Raw genomic sequence first — 14023 nt, 5'->3', positions numbered from 1 at the left:
GCGTTTCATGGATCGAACAGGACACATTCACCCCTTTATCGCTAACAATTTCCTGTTATCGCAAACTATCGTGCAGGTTGTAATTGGCGGGGCGATCCGCGAATCCGTCAGCGACTATGGCATATTTATGGCCGATTGCGGGCAATTTGAGGGACTATTCAGTTGATTCTCGGCGTGGAGAATCTAGAGTGCTTAACAAAAAAACTATAATGAGCAGCACAAGGACAGGCCCATGTCAAAGATCGCACTGGTCGACGACGACAGGAATATCCTGACGTCCGTGTCGATTTCCCTCGAAGCCGAAGGTTTCGAGGTCGAAACCTATAATGACGGCCAATCGGCCCTCGAAGCGTTCAACCGCAAGCTTCCGGATATGGCGGTGCTCGACATCAAGATGCCGCGCATGGACGGGATGGAGCTGTTGCAGCGCCTGCGCCAGAAAACCCAGATGCCGGTGATCTTCCTGACGTCGAAAGACGACGAGATCGACGAAGTTCTGGGCCTGCGGATGGGCGCGGATGACTACGTCAAGAAACCCTTCTCGCAGCGGCTTCTGATCGAGCGGATACGCTCGCTTCTGCGCCGTCAGCAAGCGGTGGAAAACGACGAGGTCGGCACCACCGAAGAAACCAAGGTCATGATTCGCGGCTCGCTGTCGATGGACCCCCTGCGCCACGCTGTCGTGTGGAAAGGTCAGGAGGTCACGCTGACGGTCACCGAATTCCTGCTGTTGCAGGCTTTGGCGCAGCGTCCCGGCTTCGTCAAAAGCCGCGATCAGTTGATGGACGTGGCCTATGATGATCAGGTCTACGTCGACGACCGCACCATCGACAGCCACATCAAGCGCCTGCGCAAGAAAATGCGCTCGGTCGATGACGATTTCTCGTCGATCGAAACGCTCTATGGTATCGGTTACAAATACAACGAGGCCTGAAGACAGGTCTGGCCCATGATACATTGAAGAATATGGCGGCAAGGGCGGACATAGACCCACAAGTGCATGGCGCGAACAGCGAAGTGGTGCTTGGGGATGATTGGGTTCGGCCGCAAAGCGCGGTCGATACCGAAGTGCGCATTCACCGTGCGCGCCGTGGCCTGTTGTCGATTTTCCAGTCTCCTCTGGCGCGCAAGATCATCCTGTTCAACATGCTCGCGCTGGTTCTGCTGGTCGCGGGCGTCTTGTTCACCAACCCGTTCCGGGACACCCTCGCCCGGCAGCATGAGATCTCGCTGATCGCGCAGGTCGAAGGTCTGGCGGATATTCTCGCGGTGCTGCCCAGCCTGACGCAGGACGGTGACTATGCGTCGCCACCGGCGATTGCCGCACGCGAACGGGCGCTGTCGGCGCTGTCGTTGAATTCGGATACCGAAGTGCTGTTGCTGGACGCCGCGGGCCGCATCGAACTGGCGCAACGCGGCCAAGGCGGGCGCGCGTCGCCCACCGATGCCACGCATGATCTGGAGCTCCAACGCACCATCATTTCGGACACGCTTGACGCGGTCTGGTCGGTCCTGTCGTCGCTGGTTCCGGGCGAGCGCTCGCCTCAACCTGACGCCGCCGCCTTGCTGGCCGAGTTGCACGCCGAGGCCATGACGGGGCGCTCGACCAGCCGTGTTCTGCGGCTGGATGGCGGATTTCGCATGCTTGCCGTGGCGCCGGTCTTTCAGGGGGATACGGTCGTCGGCTCGGTGGTGATGCAGCAAATCCCCGCCAATATCGAACGCATGTTGCGTGCCGAGCGTGAGCAGGTGCTGCAGATGTTTGTCGTGGCGCTGCTGGTCTCGGTCGGCCTCAGCCTCGTGCTGGCCTCGACCATCGCCAACCCTCTGGCCGATCTGGCCACCGCCGCCGAACTGGGCCGCGACAAGAACGCGCGGCGTCTGTCCCCGGGCCGGGTGCGCATCCCGGACCTTGCAGGCCGCCCCGATGAGATCGGCCGCCTGTCGGTGGCCATGCGCGGCATGGTCTCGGCGCTCTATGACCGGATCGACGCCAACGAACAATTCGCCGCCGATGTGGCGCATGAAATCAAGAACCCGCTGGCCAGCCTGCGTTCGGCGGTCGGCACGTTGCGCGTCGCCAAGCGCGAGGATCAGGTCACGCGTCTGCTGGACGTGATCGAACATGACGTGCGTCGCCTTGATCGCCTGATCTCCGACACCTCGAACGCGTCGCGGTTGGACAGCGAGTTGGTCAAGGAAGAAGAAGAAACCTTCAACCTGTGCAAGACGCTGGACAACCTGAGCCAGCATCTGGGCCAGGAGGCCGAGGCCAAGGGCGTCGAGTTCATCAGTGAACTGCCGCGCGATCCGGTGCTGATCCAGGGGCTCGAGGCACGGTTGGCGCAGGTGTTTGTCAACCTGATCACCAACGCGATCTCGTTTTGCGAAGAGGGCGACGCGGTCCGCATCTGGGCGCGCAAACGCGAGAACCGCGTGCTGATCGTCGTCGAGGACACCGGCCCCGGCATCCCCGACCAAGCCCTGAGCAAAGTGTTCAAGCGCTTTTATTCCGAACGTTCCGTCGAGCAATTCGGCAACCATTCCGGCCTTGGCCTCGCGATCTCCAAGCAGATTGTCGAGGCGCATGGCGGCGTGATCTGGGCCGAAAACATCCGCCCGACCCACGCCGACCGCAACTCACCGCCGCTGGGTGCCCGTTTCGTGGTCGGTCTGCCCCTGTGACTGCCGCGCCCAATGTCCACGCCTCGGCAGTGGCCTTTGGTCCACACGCCGGCGTGTTGATCACCGGCGCCTCGGGCAGCGGAAAGTCGCAACTGGCGATGGCCCTGATCGGCGAGGGCGCGCAGCTTGTCTCGGATGATCAGGTCTTGCTGACCGCTCTCAACGGCACCCTCTTTGCCCGCGCCCCCCACAGTATCGCCGGCATGATCGAGGTCCGCGGCCTTGGCATCGTGACCATGACGTACCGACGACTGGCGCAGATCGTGCTGGTTGTCGATCTCGACAGGCCCGCCAGCCGCCGCTTGCCCGACCCCCTGTCGCGGCTTGTGAGGGGGGTCACGCTCCCGTGTCTGGCCGGTCGCCCCGACACCCCTTTTGCGCGCGGAATATCGCACTATCTCTTGCCGTGACTGTTTCAGGATTGCCCGCCATGCTCGAGTCCCAGATGGAAACCAGATTGGTGTTGGTCACCGGCCCGTCGGGCGCCGGGCGATCCTCGGCGATCAACACGCTCGAGGACCTGGGCTTCGAGAGTATCGACAACCTGCCCATGTCGCTGATCCCGCGTCTGCTCGATGGGCCGCCGCTGACTCGCCCCCTGGCGCTGGGCGTGGATGTGCGCAACCGCGACTTTTCCGCGGATGCACTGATCGAGCTGATTGATACATTGCACCGCCGGTCCGGTGTCCAAGCCGATCTTCTGTACCTCGACTGCGACGCCGATACCTTGCTGCGCCGCTACTCCGAGACCCGGCGCCGGCACCCCCTCAGCCCCGAGGGCGCCCCCGCGATCGGCATTGAATCCGAGTTGGAACTGCTGACCACCGTGCGCGAGCGCGCCGATGTGCTGATCGACACCAGTGACCTGTCGCCGCACCAGTTGCGCGCCGAAATCGTGCGCTGGTTCGCCCCCGCCTCGGGCGCACCCATGGCCCTGTCGGTGCAATCCTTCTCGTATAAACGCGGCCTGCCGCGCGGCGTCGATATGGTGTTCGATTGCCGCTTCCTCGCCAACCCGCATTGGGAGCCAACGCTGCGCGCCCTCGATGGCCGCGACCCGGCGGTGAGCGCCCATGTCGAGGCCGATCCCCGGTTCGCCGATTTCTTCAACCGGGTGCGCGATCTCATCGGCTCGCTGCTCGACGCCTTCGTGGATGAAGGAAAAACCAGTCTGACGATTGCATTTGGGTGCACGGGGGGTAAACATCGCTCCGTCGCCTTGGCGGAAAAGTTGACGCAAACGCTTGCGGAACAGGGCTGGCGGGTGTCAAAGAGGCACAGAGAGTTGGAACGGCGCCGATCCGGAGTGCCGCTGGCGAAGCAAGGGTAAAGGCGTGATCGGAATCGTGATCGTCGCGCACGGTGGTTTGGCGCGCGAGTATCTTGCGGCGATAGAGCATGTTGTCGGCAGACAACGTGGAATTCGCGCGATTTCCATCGAATATGACCATAACCGCGGCGAAAAACAGATTGAAATTCGCGACGCCGCCAACGAGGTCGACACGGGCGACGGGGTTGTCCTGGTGACGGATATGTTTGGCGGCTCCCCGTCGAACCTGTCGATGCCGGCCTGCGTCTTGCCAAACCGGCGCATCCTCTACGGTGCAAACCTGCCGATGCTGATCAAACTGGTGAAATCTCGCAAACGTTCGGTCGCCGAAGCCACCGCTCTGGCGCTCGAGGCCGGGCGAAAATATATCAATTCAATGGAAGTCAGCCAGGGGGGTGGAGTTTGAGCGTCGAGCAGGTTCTGAATATAACCAATGAAAAAGGGCTGCATGCGCGCGCTTCCGCCAAATTCGTTGAAGTCGTCGAACGGTTTGACGCGAAAGCCGAGGTCGAGAAAGACGGCATGAGCGTGTCCGGCGACTCCATCATGGGGTTGCTGATGCTCGCGGCCTCACGCGGCACCCAGATCCGTGTTTGCACCACCGGCGCACAAGCGCAGCCCTTGATGGAGGCGCTCGCCGCCCTCATCGCCGACAAGTTCGGCGAGCCATTCTGACCCCCTCATCTTGCCCAAAATACTCTGGGGGGTGAATTGGCCGCAGGCCAAGAGGGGGGCAACGCCCCCCTTTTTCCCTCTTTCTACCGCGTCGGCACGGGCACCGGGCCCTGGTAATCATAGAACCCGCGGCGGGTCTTGCGGCCCAACCACCCGGCCTCCACATATTTCGTCAGCAGCGGGCAAGGGCGGTACTTGGTATCCGCCAAACCCTCATGCAGCACGTTCATGATCGCCAGACAGGTGTCCAACCCGATGAAATCCGCCAGCTCCAGCGGCCCCATCGGGTGATTCGCGCCCAGCTTCAGCGATTCATCAATGGATTTGACCGAGCCCACGCCCTCATACAGCGTATAAACCGCCTCGTTGATCATCGGCATCAGGATGCGATTGACGATAAAAGCCGGAAAATCCTCGGCACTGGCGGCGGTTTTTCCCAGCTTGTCCACCACCGCCAGCAGCGTGCGATAGGTCGGCTCGTCGGTGGCAATGCCGCGGATCAGTTCCACCAATTGCATCACCGGCACCGGGTTCATGAAATGGAACCCCATGAAACGCTCGGGCCGGTCGGTGCGGCTGGCCAGTCGGGTGATGGAAATCGACGAGGTGTTCGAGGTCAGAATCGTGTTCGGTTTCAGATGCGGCAGCAGATCTTCAAAGATCGCCTGCTTGATCGTCTCGCGCTCGGTCGCGGCCTCGATAATCAGATCGCTCGGACCGATATCGGCAAGCCGGGTTGTCGTGCGGATCCGCGCCATGGCGGCGGCCTTTTGCTCGGCGGTGATCTTTTCGCGTTGTACCTGCCGCTCCAGATTCTTGTCCACCAGGGCCACGGCGTTCGTCAGAGCGTCTGCGGAAATATCGGTCAGGAGAACATCAAAGCCCGCCATTGCAAAGACATTGGCAATGCCGTTTCCCATCTGACCCGCGCCAACGATTCCGACGCTTTGAATGTCCATAATTGATCCCCGTATGCTGTTCCTCACGGACCATAGGCCCGCCACCAAGGACGGCGCAAGCCCGGAGTGCGGCAATATTCCAGGGCTTGGTAAGGGGATCGCAAGCTTTTGGCGCAACACTGGCGGGTGGGTGAACGAAAGGGAATGGGGAATATGCAACACTGCCTGCCGATTCGGCCGGGCGGGGGCGTCGACTTGGTGCCACCGCGCCCCGCTGAACTGTCTGTCGAGGGGCGCCACCATGCGCTTCTTCTCATTGGAAACCGCGGCGCTGGCCGCATGACATCGCATCTGTCGCGGCGCGTTCTGGATCGGCTTCTGGCTCCCATCGCGCAAGTCGAGGGGGTGGACTACCATCTCAACGACCCTTCGCTGCTTGAGGGGGCGTCGCAGGCCTTGGCCTTTGCGCTCGTGCTGCCGCCAGTGGGCAATCTCAGCAATCCGTTTTACTCGGTGCATCCGCGCCGGAACGATCGGTTTGTGACCGCCCGACCTGCGCTCAAGTCCTTGTTTCCTGACGTCGATTTTGCAACCATGTCGTTCACGGGGCACGTCCTGGGAACCTTGGCGGCCACCTGCTCGGTGCGCTACACCGAGGTGCGCCGCGTGATCTCGGCGGTCTGGGTGGCACGGATGCAGGACCTGCTGCAACACCTGCCGACGCAGGGCGCGCTGATTGATCTGCCGACGCCGTCGTGGTTGCAGCGCCCGCTGATCCCCAGCGAGGGGCGACGCCGGGTGCAGATCGACACCGATGATCGCGCGACGGGGGCCGAAACGCTGCGTTCGGCGCTGGTGACGCGTCGTGCCTGACGAAAAAACGGCCCGCCATCATCCTTGGCGGGCCGTTTCAACAGTCGCGTAGGGTGTGTGCTTGCACGCACCATCCCTCAGAGTTTCGAGGTCAGCTCCGGCACCGCGGTGAACAGATCCGCAACCAGCCCGTAATCCGCAACCTGGAAGATCGGCGCTTCTTCATCCTTGTTGATCGCAACAATGACCTTGCTGTCCTTCATCCCGGCCAGATGCTGAATCGCGCCAGAAATACCGACGGCGATATACAGGTCCGGGGCCACGACCTTGCCGGTCTGGCCAACCTGCCAGTCGTTCGGGGCGTAGCCCGAATCCACCGCCGCGCGGGATGCGCCAACCGCCGCGCCCAGCTTGTCGGCCAGCGCTTCGATCAACGCAAAGCTTTCTTCCGAGCCGACGCCGCGACCGCCCGAGACAACAACGCCTGCCGAGGTCAGATCAGGCCGATCCGACGCCGCGACCTTGTCCTCAAGCCAGGTGCTCAGGCCATCCGAGGCACCCACGTCGATGGTTTCGACCGCCGCCGACCCGCCGTCGCCCGCCAGATCAAAGGTCGAGGTCCGGATCGAGACGACTTTCACGTTGTCCGAGGATTTGACCGTCTGCACGGCATTGCCCGCATAGATCGGGCGCTCGAACGTGTCGGCATCGACGACGCCCGAGACGTCCGAAATCACCATCACATCCAGCAGCGCCGCGACACGGGGCAGCACGTTTTTCGCATCAGTGGTCGCCGGGGCCAGGATATGGCTATAGCCCGAGGCCAGACCGGCGATCAGTGCCGCGGTCGATTCGGCCAGACGGTGACCCAGCGAGGGATCTTCGGCGCAGAGCACCTTGGACACGCCCGCAATCGTCGCCGCCTCGGCCGCCGCCGCAGCCGCCGACGCCCCCGCGCAGAGCACGGTGATATCGCCCAGCGAGGCCGCTGCGGTCACGGTTTTGGCGGTGGCATCGCGGTTCAGCGCACCATTGTTCACTTCGGCAAGTAGCAGAACGGCCATCAGATCACCCCCGCTTCGTCTTTGAGTTTCGCAATCAGTTCATCAACCGAGGCAACCTTGACGCCGGCCTTGCGCGCAGCAGGTTCCGAGGTCTTCACAATCGTCAGGCGCGGGGAAATATCGACGCCGTAATCGGCAGGCGTCTTTTCCTCCAGCGGCTTTTTCTTGGCCTTCATGATGTTCGGCAAGCTCGCATAGCGTGGCTCGTTGAGGCGCAGGTCGACGGTGATGATGGTCGGCATCGTCACTTCGATGGTCTGCAAACCGCCATCCACTTCGCGCGTGACCTTGGCTTTGTCACCGACGATCTCGATTTCCGAGGCAAAGGTGCCCTGCGACCAGCCCAACAGCGCCGCCAGCATCTGACCGGTGGCGTTCATGTCGTTGTCGATGGCTTGCTTGCCGGCCAGAACCAGACCCGGCTCTTCTTCCTTGACGACAGCGGCCAGCAATTTGGCAACCGCCAAAGGCTCGATGTCATTGTGCACATCATCGGCGGCGACGATCAGGATCGCCCGATCCGCACCCATTGCCAGCGCCGTGCGCAGGGTTTCCTGCGCCTGCTTGACGCCGATCGACACCGCGACCACCTCGGTGGCGACGCCTTTTTCGCGCAGACGGATCGCCTCTTCGACGGCGATTTCGTCGAACGGGTTCATCGACATCTTGACGTTCGCAAGATCAACACCGCTGCCATCCGCTTTGACGCGAACCTTCACGTTATAGTCGATCACCCTTTTAACGGGTACCAAAACCTTCATTGGCGACACTCTCCCTCGTTCGTGACCCGACACAACCGTCGGTCGGGTAGATGAATTGCTGCCCCAATTCCTAGCCTCTCTGCGCTGCGGAAAACAGGGAAAAAACGACCAAACACTGGGACACGACGCCGCGTTCGCGGTGATTTTTTGGCGCCAACCTCTCCGTTAGCGTCAACGGTTCGCGCCCGGCACCCACAGGACATCGTATGCGCCGTTGTCATTGGCGGCGCGGCTGGCCACAAAGAACCAGTCCGACAGGCGGTTCAGATAGCGCACGACGGCCGGGTTGACGGGCTCCTCGCGCGACAGCGACACGGTGATCCGCTCGGCCCGGCGGCAGACGGTGCGACACTGGTGCAGGGATGCGGCCAGCGCCGACCCACCCGGCAGCACGAAACTGCGCAACGGCGACAGCGCGCTGTTCATCGCGTCGATTTCGGCCTCCAGCCGGTCAACCTGCGAATCGGTGGCGCGCAGCGGCGGGTATTCGGCATCGGCGTCTTTCGCCATATCGGGGCGGCACAGGTCCGCGCCCATATCGAACAGGTCGTTCTGGATACGGGCGAGTGCCGCGTCCATCTCGCCCTCGGCCCGAAGCCGCGCCAAGCCAACGCAGGCGTTGGTTTCGTCCACCGTTCCGTAAGCCTCGACGCGCAGCGAATCCTTGGGCACGCGCACCCCGTTGCCCAACGCGGTGTCGCCCTTGTCACCAGAGCGGGTGTAGATGCGGTTCAAGACAACCATTTTTCAGCCCCCCGAGCGTAAATAGGCGAAACCGACAATCAGGATCACCACTATGAATTGCGCGCCGATGCGCCACCACATGATCTTGTTGGCCTTGTGGCCCGAGGGGTCTTTGCCCCCGGCAAAGGTGCCGATTCCATACATCAAGATTGCCAGCACCACCAACGAGGCCACGGCTGCGGTGATGAAAAGGGGGTCGTTCAGCAGCATCCTGCCCTCCAAAGCTTTGGCTCAGACATAGCGCGTCCACCCGGTGATGCCAGTGAGAAAATGCCACGCCGCGCTATTGGCGGGCCAAAAACGCATTCAGCAGCCGTTCGGGCAGCAGTCTTTGCGCCCAGGCAATGGCCTTGGCGGGTGTTGTCACAATATAGCGGGCGCGCGGGTTGGGGTGGTCCAGCGCCTTGAACAGCACCTTGGCAACAGCCTCCGGTCCCAGTTCAAACGCGTTTTTCTTGCCGGAGTCGTCATAAAGATGCGGGATCAGCACGTCGCGATATTGCGCGGCTCGGGCGCTGTTCTGCCAATTGATCCAGCGTTCAAAATGCGGGATTGCATTGCGCCGAAACGCCGAGCGGATCGGCCCAGGCTGGATCAGCACCACCTTGATCGGCGTGTCCGACAGTTCCAGATGCAGGATGCGCGTCAGTCCCTCCAGCGCGAATTTGCTGGCCCCATAGGCCCCGCGCCAGCGATAGGGCGTATAGCCCAGCACCGAGGAATTCTGCACGATCCGCCCATGACCCTGCGCGCGCATCACCGGGATCACGCGCCGGGTCAGTTCGTGGACGCCAAAGAAATTCGTCTCGAATGTCTCGCGCAGGGCATCGGTCGGCAGGTCCTCGACGGCGCCGGGGCAGGCGAAGGCACCGTTGTTGAACAGCGCGTCCAAGGTGCCACCCGTGGCCGCCAGAACCTGCGCCAACCCGGTTTCAAGGCTGGCGGCGTCCGCCTGGTCGATCCGCGGGCTGTCGAATCCCTCGGCGATCAGCCGGTCACAATCCGCTTGCTTGCGGCACGAGGCAAACACCCGCCAGCCGCGCGTGCGCAGGGCATGGGCGCAGTGGTACCCGATCCCCGATGAACAACCGGTGATCAGGATCGCGCGTGTCAAACTGTTCATTGTGCCGCTTCAGCCTTGGACCATGCATCCAGCTTGCGATACAGCGTCGAGGCCGAAACATCCAGTTCCCGCGCGGCCTTGGGCACCGATCCATTGTGCCGCGCCAGAGTATCCTCGATCACGATTCGCTCGATCTGCGCCAAGGTCCGCCCCGCCAGATCGCCCAGGGCCGGGCGATGCGGCTCGGCGGGTTTGGTGTCGGCCGGGCGCATTCGTTCCACCAGCAAATCCGGCGGCAGCATGGTCGGCATCACCAATGGACCGTCGTTCAGCACCACGACATTGCGCAGCACGTTGATCAACTGGCGCACATTGCCCGGCCAGGGCAACTCGCGGAACAACTCGCGCACGCGCGGCGAAAGGCCCGCGAAATCACGGCCTTCCTCGCGGGCCATCTGCACGACCAGCGTTTCCGCGATCTCGTTGACGTCATCGCCACGGTCGCGCAGTGGCGGCATATGGATCGGCACCACATGCAGGCGGTAATACAAATCCTCGCGAAAACGTCCCTGCCGGACTTCCTCCAGCGGGTTGCGATTGGTGGCGCAGACGATCCGCACGTTGACCTTGCGCGGTTTTGTCGCACCGACCGGGGTGATCGTCGAGGTCTGCAAGAAGCGCAAAAGCTTGGTTTGCAGGTTCAGGTCCATCTCGCAGATTTCGTCCAGAAACAGCGTGCCACCGTCCGCCGCCGCCGCCGCCCCCAGTTTGTCCGAGATCGCGCCAGTGAACGAGCCGCGCAAATGGCCGAAGACCTCGGATTCCAGCAGATCAACCGGGATCGCGCCGCAGTTCAGCGCCACGAAGGGGCCGCCCGCGCGGGCGGATCCCTGATGAACGGCATCGGCGCACAGTTCCTTGCCGGTGCCGCTATCGCCGGTGATGAACACCGTCGCCATCGAACGCGCCACGGATCGGATTTTGTCGTAAACCGCCAGCATCGGCGCCGAGTGCCCGATGAACGGCGGCAGCACCTGAATGGAGGCCTCGAACTCGTTTGGTTTCGGGCGGTGGTGCAGGGCCCTGCGCGCGTTTTCAATCGCCGCCAGCAGCCGTTGATCGTCAAACGGTTTGACCAGAAATTCATGCACCCCGGCGCGCATCATCTCGACCGCCTTGTTGATCGAGCCATTGGCGGTGATGACAATCACGCAGGTCTGCGGCGCACTGGCCAGGATCTCGTGCATGACATCCAGACCGGCGCGGTCGGGCAACATCAGGTCCAGCAGGACAACGCTGGACCGCAGCCGCCGAAACGCCGCCAGCCCCTCGCCGCCGGTGCCGCAGGTTTCCACGGTATAGTCGGCCCGCTTCAAGGCCGCCTTGTAAATCATCTGCAACGATGGCGTGTCTTCGATCAGCAGTATCGTGTCAGAAGGCGGGGGCTGCATTTTCATTCGGATGAGGTCCCCAGCGCCGCGGCGTTCAGTGCTGCGCGCACCACGGTCATTTCACGATCCAGCGCGCTGACCATAACCACCCGCGCGGCATCCGGCAGCGTCGCGGCCACCGCGTCGAGCGCGCGCGCCATATCCGCCAGGCGTTTCGCGCCAACCGTTGCCGACAGCCCTTTGAGTTCATGCGCCGAGCGCGCCAGAGCCGGGCCTTGGTTGGCCGCGACTTCAGCTTGCAGCCGGTCGAAATCGGCAATGAGCGTCGCGCAAAGCTCGTCCCGCATCTCCGCCCCGCCGATGTTCAACAGCGCGTAGAGAACCGCCAAATCAATGGCGCCCGATGCCGCATTCGGGGTCTGGTTCGACGAACTTGTATCGATCACGCTACTCTACCTCTCACCTTTGAAAACAGAGATTGCGATCTATTGGCCGTACAATCAAGAGGTGAGTGCATATCCATGACACAGGAAGCCCCGCCAGGCAACAGCGGGGCTTCCTATTGTTTTCAAACTGGAAATGTCAGGCCTTGGCATAGCCGATTGTTCGCAGGGCGTCACCGATCTCGTCCAGAATCGCCGGGTCGTCGATGGTGGCGGGCATGGTGTAAGCCTCGCCATCGGCGATCTTGACCATCGTTGCCCGCAGAATCTTGCCAGAGCGAGTCTTGGGCAAGCGTTCCACGACCACCGCCAGTTTGAACGCGGCAACCGGTCCGATCTTGTTGCGCACCAGCGTCACGCATTCCTGGATGATTTCCGCAGGGTCGCGGTCCACACCCTTGTTCAGGCACAACAAGCCCAGCGGCAACTGACCCTTCAGCTGATCGGTGACGCCGATCACGGCGCATTCACCAACATCCGAATGCGCGGCCAGAATCTCCTCCATCGCGCCGGTTGACAGGCGGTGCCCGGCGACGTTGATCACGTCATCGGTGCGCGCCATGATATAAACATAGCCGTCCGCGTCGATATAACCCGCGTCGCCGGTTTCATAATAGCCGGGGAAGGTTTCCAGATAGGCTTTCTTGAACCGCGCTTCGGCGTTCCACAGGTTGGCCAGCGTTCCGGGCGGCAAGGGCAGCTTGATCGCGATGGCGCCCAATGTGCCCCGCGGCACCGGTTGGCCCGCCTCATCCAACACCTCGACCTTGTATCCCGGCATCGGCACCGAGGGCGATCCGATCTTGATCGGCAGCGGGTCCAGCCCCTGCGGGTTGCCGCAAATGGCCCAGCCGGTTTCGGTTTGCCACCAGTGATCGACCACCGGCACGCCCAGCTTGTCTTGCGCCCAGATAATCGTGTCAGGGTCGGCCCGCTCACCGGCCAGATACAGCACGCGCAGCGACGAGGTGTCGTATTTCGCCAGGAACTCGCCCTTGGGGTCTTCGCGCTTGATTGCCCGGAAGGCGGTTGGCGCGGTGAAAAAGCTGACCACCTTGTGCTCTTCGATCACCCGCCAGAAGGTGCCCGCATCGGGCGTGCCCACGGGTTTGCCCTCGAACACCACGGTGGTCGCGCCGTGGATCAGCGGACCGTAGACGATATAGGAATGCCCCACGACCCAGCCCACATCCGAGGCTGTCCAGAAGACCTCGCCGGGGTTGACGTTATAGTGGTTCTTCATCGTCCAGGCCAAGGCCACAAGATGCCCGCCCGTGGCGCGGATCACGCCTTTGGGGTTGCCCGTGGTGCCCGAGGTATACAGGATATAGGCCGGATGATCGCCGCGAACCGGCACGCAATTTGCCGGCTCCACACCCGATTGCACGGTGTGCCAGTCAAAATCGCGACCCGCGGTCAGCTTGGCAACCGCTTGATCCCGCTGATAAATGATGCAGAACTCCGGCTTGTGGCTGGACATTTCCAGCGCGCCATCCAGCAGCGGTTTGTACTGCACCACGCGGCCCGGCTCCAACCCGCAGCTTGCGGCGATGATCGCCTTGGGTTTCGCATCATTGATGCGGGTGGCCAGCTCATTGGCCGCAAAGCCGCCGAACACCATCGAATGAATGGCCCCGAGGCGCGCGCAGGCCAGCATCGCCTCCAGAGCTTGCGGGATCATCGGCATGTAAATGATCACCCGGTCGCCCTTTTCGACGCCTTTGGCCTTCAGCGCCCCGGCCAGCATCGAGACCCGCTCCAGCAACTCGGCATAGGTGATTTCCTGCTTGGTGTGGCTGATCGGGCTGTCGTAAATGATCGCCGTCTGATTGCCGCGCCCGCCGGCGACATGGCGATCCACGGCGTTCCAGCAGGTGTTGACCTCGGCGTCCTTGAACCACTCGTAAATCGGTGCGCGCTCTGGAAACAGGGCGCGGGTGGGCGGCGTGTCCCAGTCGATGGCTTTGGCCTGTTCCAGCCAGAACCCGTCCGGGTCTTCGATTGACTGCCGGTAGACGTCTGCGTAGCTCATGGGGACCTCCTCCTCGTATGCGGTTAGTTACGCAAGGTGAGGCCCATCACGCAACGCTGTTACCGGATGACAGGGCTTGGGCGCGGCAAGAATTTGCAGAAATTCGCAAGTCGCCGCGGCTAA

General features: G+C 62.4%; 16 protein-coding genes. 7 read left to right on the top strand and 9 right to left on the bottom strand.

What is annotated here, in order from left to right; all coding sequences use genetic code 11:
• Positions 1-232: 232 nt before the first annotated feature.
• The 6 genes from VDQ28_RS03495 to VDQ28_RS03470 are packed head-to-tail and all read left to right on the top strand — an operon-like array spanning position 233 to position 4690.
• Positions 233-934, top strand: coding sequence for a response regulator transcription factor (locus tag VDQ28_RS03495; RefSeq protein ID WP_323034612.1), 702 nt, complete (start codon positions 233-235; stop codon positions 932-934).
• 32 nt (positions 935-966) lie between these two features.
• The gene (locus VDQ28_RS03490) at positions 967-2685 is read left to right on the top strand and encodes a sensor histidine kinase (protein ID WP_323034611.1); all 1719 of its coding nucleotides are present in this window, start codon (positions 967-969) and stop codon (positions 2683-2685) included.
• Positions 2682-3095, top strand: a complete 414-nt coding sequence (locus tag VDQ28_RS03485; RefSeq protein WP_323034610.1) for a serine kinase — start codon at positions 2682-2684, stop codon at positions 3093-3095. The genes VDQ28_RS03490 and VDQ28_RS03485 overlap by 4 nt, the downstream gene beginning before the upstream one ends.
• A gap of 20 nt (positions 3096-3115) precedes the next feature.
• Positions 3116-4015, top strand: coding sequence for an RNase adapter RapZ (gene rapZ, locus VDQ28_RS03480; RefSeq protein ID WP_323034609.1), 900 nt, complete (start codon positions 3116-3118; stop codon positions 4013-4015).
• 4 nt (positions 4016-4019) lie between these two features.
• Positions 4020-4421: a PTS fructose transporter subunit IIA gene (locus VDQ28_RS03475; protein WP_323034608.1), complete on the top strand. Its 402-nt coding sequence runs from the start codon at positions 4020-4022 to the stop codon at positions 4419-4421.
• Positions 4418-4690: an HPr family phosphocarrier protein gene (locus VDQ28_RS03470; protein ID WP_323034607.1), complete on the top strand. Its 273-nt coding sequence runs from the start codon at positions 4418-4420 to the stop codon at positions 4688-4690. Before VDQ28_RS03475 ends, VDQ28_RS03470 begins: the two co-directional genes overlap by 4 nt.
• 83 nt (positions 4691-4773) lie before the next feature.
• On the opposite strand, the gene VDQ28_RS03465 is transcribed toward VDQ28_RS03470, so the two are convergent.
• The gene (locus VDQ28_RS03465) at positions 4774-5649 is read right to left on the bottom strand and encodes a 3-hydroxybutyryl-CoA dehydrogenase (protein ID WP_323034606.1); all 876 of its coding nucleotides are present in this window, start codon (positions 5647-5649) and stop codon (positions 4774-4776) included.
• Positions 5650-5928: 279 nt separating this feature from the next.
• Between VDQ28_RS03465 and VDQ28_RS03460 the strand changes: the two genes are divergently transcribed.
• A complete protein-coding gene (locus VDQ28_RS03460; protein WP_323034605.1) occupies positions 5929-6462 on the top strand; it encodes a DUF6473 family protein in 534 nt (177 codons plus the stop codon).
• 77 nt (positions 6463-6539) lie between these two features.
• On the opposite strand, the gene VDQ28_RS03455 is transcribed toward VDQ28_RS03460, so the two are convergent.
• The 8 genes from VDQ28_RS03455 to VDQ28_RS03420 form a co-directional block, all read right to left on the bottom strand.
• Positions 6540-7466 carry an electron transfer flavoprotein subunit alpha/FixB family protein gene (locus VDQ28_RS03455; RefSeq protein ID WP_323034604.1) on the bottom strand — a complete coding sequence of 309 codons (927 nt, stop codon included), beginning with the start codon at positions 7464-7466 and terminating at the stop codon, positions 6540-6542.
• Positions 7466-8227, bottom strand: coding sequence for an electron transfer flavoprotein subunit beta/FixA family protein (locus VDQ28_RS03450; protein ID WP_323034603.1), 762 nt, complete (start codon positions 8225-8227; stop codon positions 7466-7468). Before VDQ28_RS03450 ends, VDQ28_RS03455 begins: the two co-directional genes overlap by 1 nt.
• Positions 8228-8398: 171 nt before the next feature.
• Positions 8399-8971 (bottom strand): cob(I)yrinic acid a,c-diamide adenosyltransferase, encoded by a 573-nt coding sequence (locus VDQ28_RS03445; protein WP_323034602.1) that lies wholly within the window; start codon positions 8969-8971, stop codon positions 8399-8401.
• 3 nt (positions 8972-8974) lie between these two features.
• Positions 8975-9181 carry a twin transmembrane helix small protein gene (locus tag VDQ28_RS03440; protein ID WP_323034601.1) on the bottom strand — a complete coding sequence of 69 codons (207 nt, stop codon included), beginning with the start codon at positions 9179-9181 and terminating at the stop codon, positions 8975-8977.
• Positions 9182-9254: 73 nt separating this feature from the next.
• Positions 9255-10094, bottom strand: coding sequence for an SDR family NAD(P)-dependent oxidoreductase (locus VDQ28_RS03435; protein WP_323034600.1), 840 nt, complete (start codon positions 10092-10094; stop codon positions 9255-9257).
• The gene (locus VDQ28_RS03430) at positions 10091-11485 is read right to left on the bottom strand and encodes a sigma-54 dependent transcriptional regulator (protein WP_323038058.1); all 1395 of its coding nucleotides are present in this window, start codon (positions 11483-11485) and stop codon (positions 10091-10093) included. The genes VDQ28_RS03435 and VDQ28_RS03430 overlap by 4 nt, the downstream gene beginning before the upstream one ends.
• A 2-nt stretch (positions 11486-11487) precedes the next feature.
• Complete coding sequence (locus VDQ28_RS03425; RefSeq protein ID WP_323034599.1) at positions 11488-11871, bottom strand: Hpt domain-containing protein; 384 nt, start codon at positions 11869-11871, stop codon at positions 11488-11490.
• Positions 11872-12007: 136 nt separating this feature from the next.
• On the bottom strand, positions 12008-13900 hold the full coding sequence (locus tag VDQ28_RS03420) for a propionyl-CoA synthetase (RefSeq protein ID WP_323034598.1): 1893 nt from the start codon (positions 13898-13900) through the stop codon (positions 12008-12010).
• Between the last annotated feature and the right edge of the window lie 123 nt (positions 13901-14023).

This window comes from Pararhodobacter sp. (assembly GCF_034676545.1).
Classification (GTDB): domain Bacteria; phylum Pseudomonadota; class Alphaproteobacteria; order Rhodobacterales; family Rhodobacteraceae; genus Pararhodobacter.
This window is presented reverse-complemented; position numbering and strand designations above follow the sequence as displayed.

Coding starts and splice junctions, on each gene's coding strand:
- rapZ (WP_323034609.1), top strand. CDS start 3,116: ATGCTCGAGTCCCAGATGGAAACCAGATTGGTGTTGGTCACCGGCCCG.
- VDQ28_RS03430 (WP_323038058.1), bottom strand. CDS start 11,485: ATGCAGCCCCCGCCTTCTGACACGATACTGCTGATCGAAGACACGCCA.
- VDQ28_RS03450 (WP_323034603.1), bottom strand. CDS start 8,227: ATGAAGGTTTTGGTACCCGTTAAAAGGGTGATCGACTATAACGTGAAG.
- VDQ28_RS03460 (WP_323034605.1), top strand. CDS start 5,929: ATGACATCGCATCTGTCGCGGCGCGTTCTGGATCGGCTTCTGGCTCCC.
- VDQ28_RS03445 (WP_323034602.1), bottom strand. CDS start 8,971: ATGGTTGTCTTGAACCGCATCTACACCCGCTCTGGTGACAAGGGCGAC.
- VDQ28_RS03455 (WP_323034604.1), bottom strand. CDS start 7,466: ATGGCCGTTCTGCTACTTGCCGAAGTGAACAATGGTGCGCTGAACCGC.
- VDQ28_RS03490 (WP_323034611.1), top strand. CDS start 967: ATGGCGGCAAGGGCGGACATAGACCCACAAGTGCATGGCGCGAACAGC.
- VDQ28_RS03435 (WP_323034600.1), bottom strand. CDS start 10,094: ATGAACAGTTTGACACGCGCGATCCTGATCACCGGTTGTTCATCGGGG.
- VDQ28_RS03420 (WP_323034598.1), bottom strand. CDS start 13,900: ATGAGCTACGCAGACGTCTACCGGCAGTCAATCGAAGACCCGGACGGG.
- VDQ28_RS03495 (WP_323034612.1), top strand. CDS start 233: ATGTCAAAGATCGCACTGGTCGACGACGACAGGAATATCCTGACGTCC.
- VDQ28_RS03465 (WP_323034606.1), bottom strand. CDS start 5,649: ATGGACATTCAAAGCGTCGGAATCGTTGGCGCGGGTCAGATGGGAAAC.
- VDQ28_RS03440 (WP_323034601.1), bottom strand. CDS start 9,181: ATGCTGCTGAACGACCCCCTTTTCATCACCGCAGCCGTGGCCTCGTTG.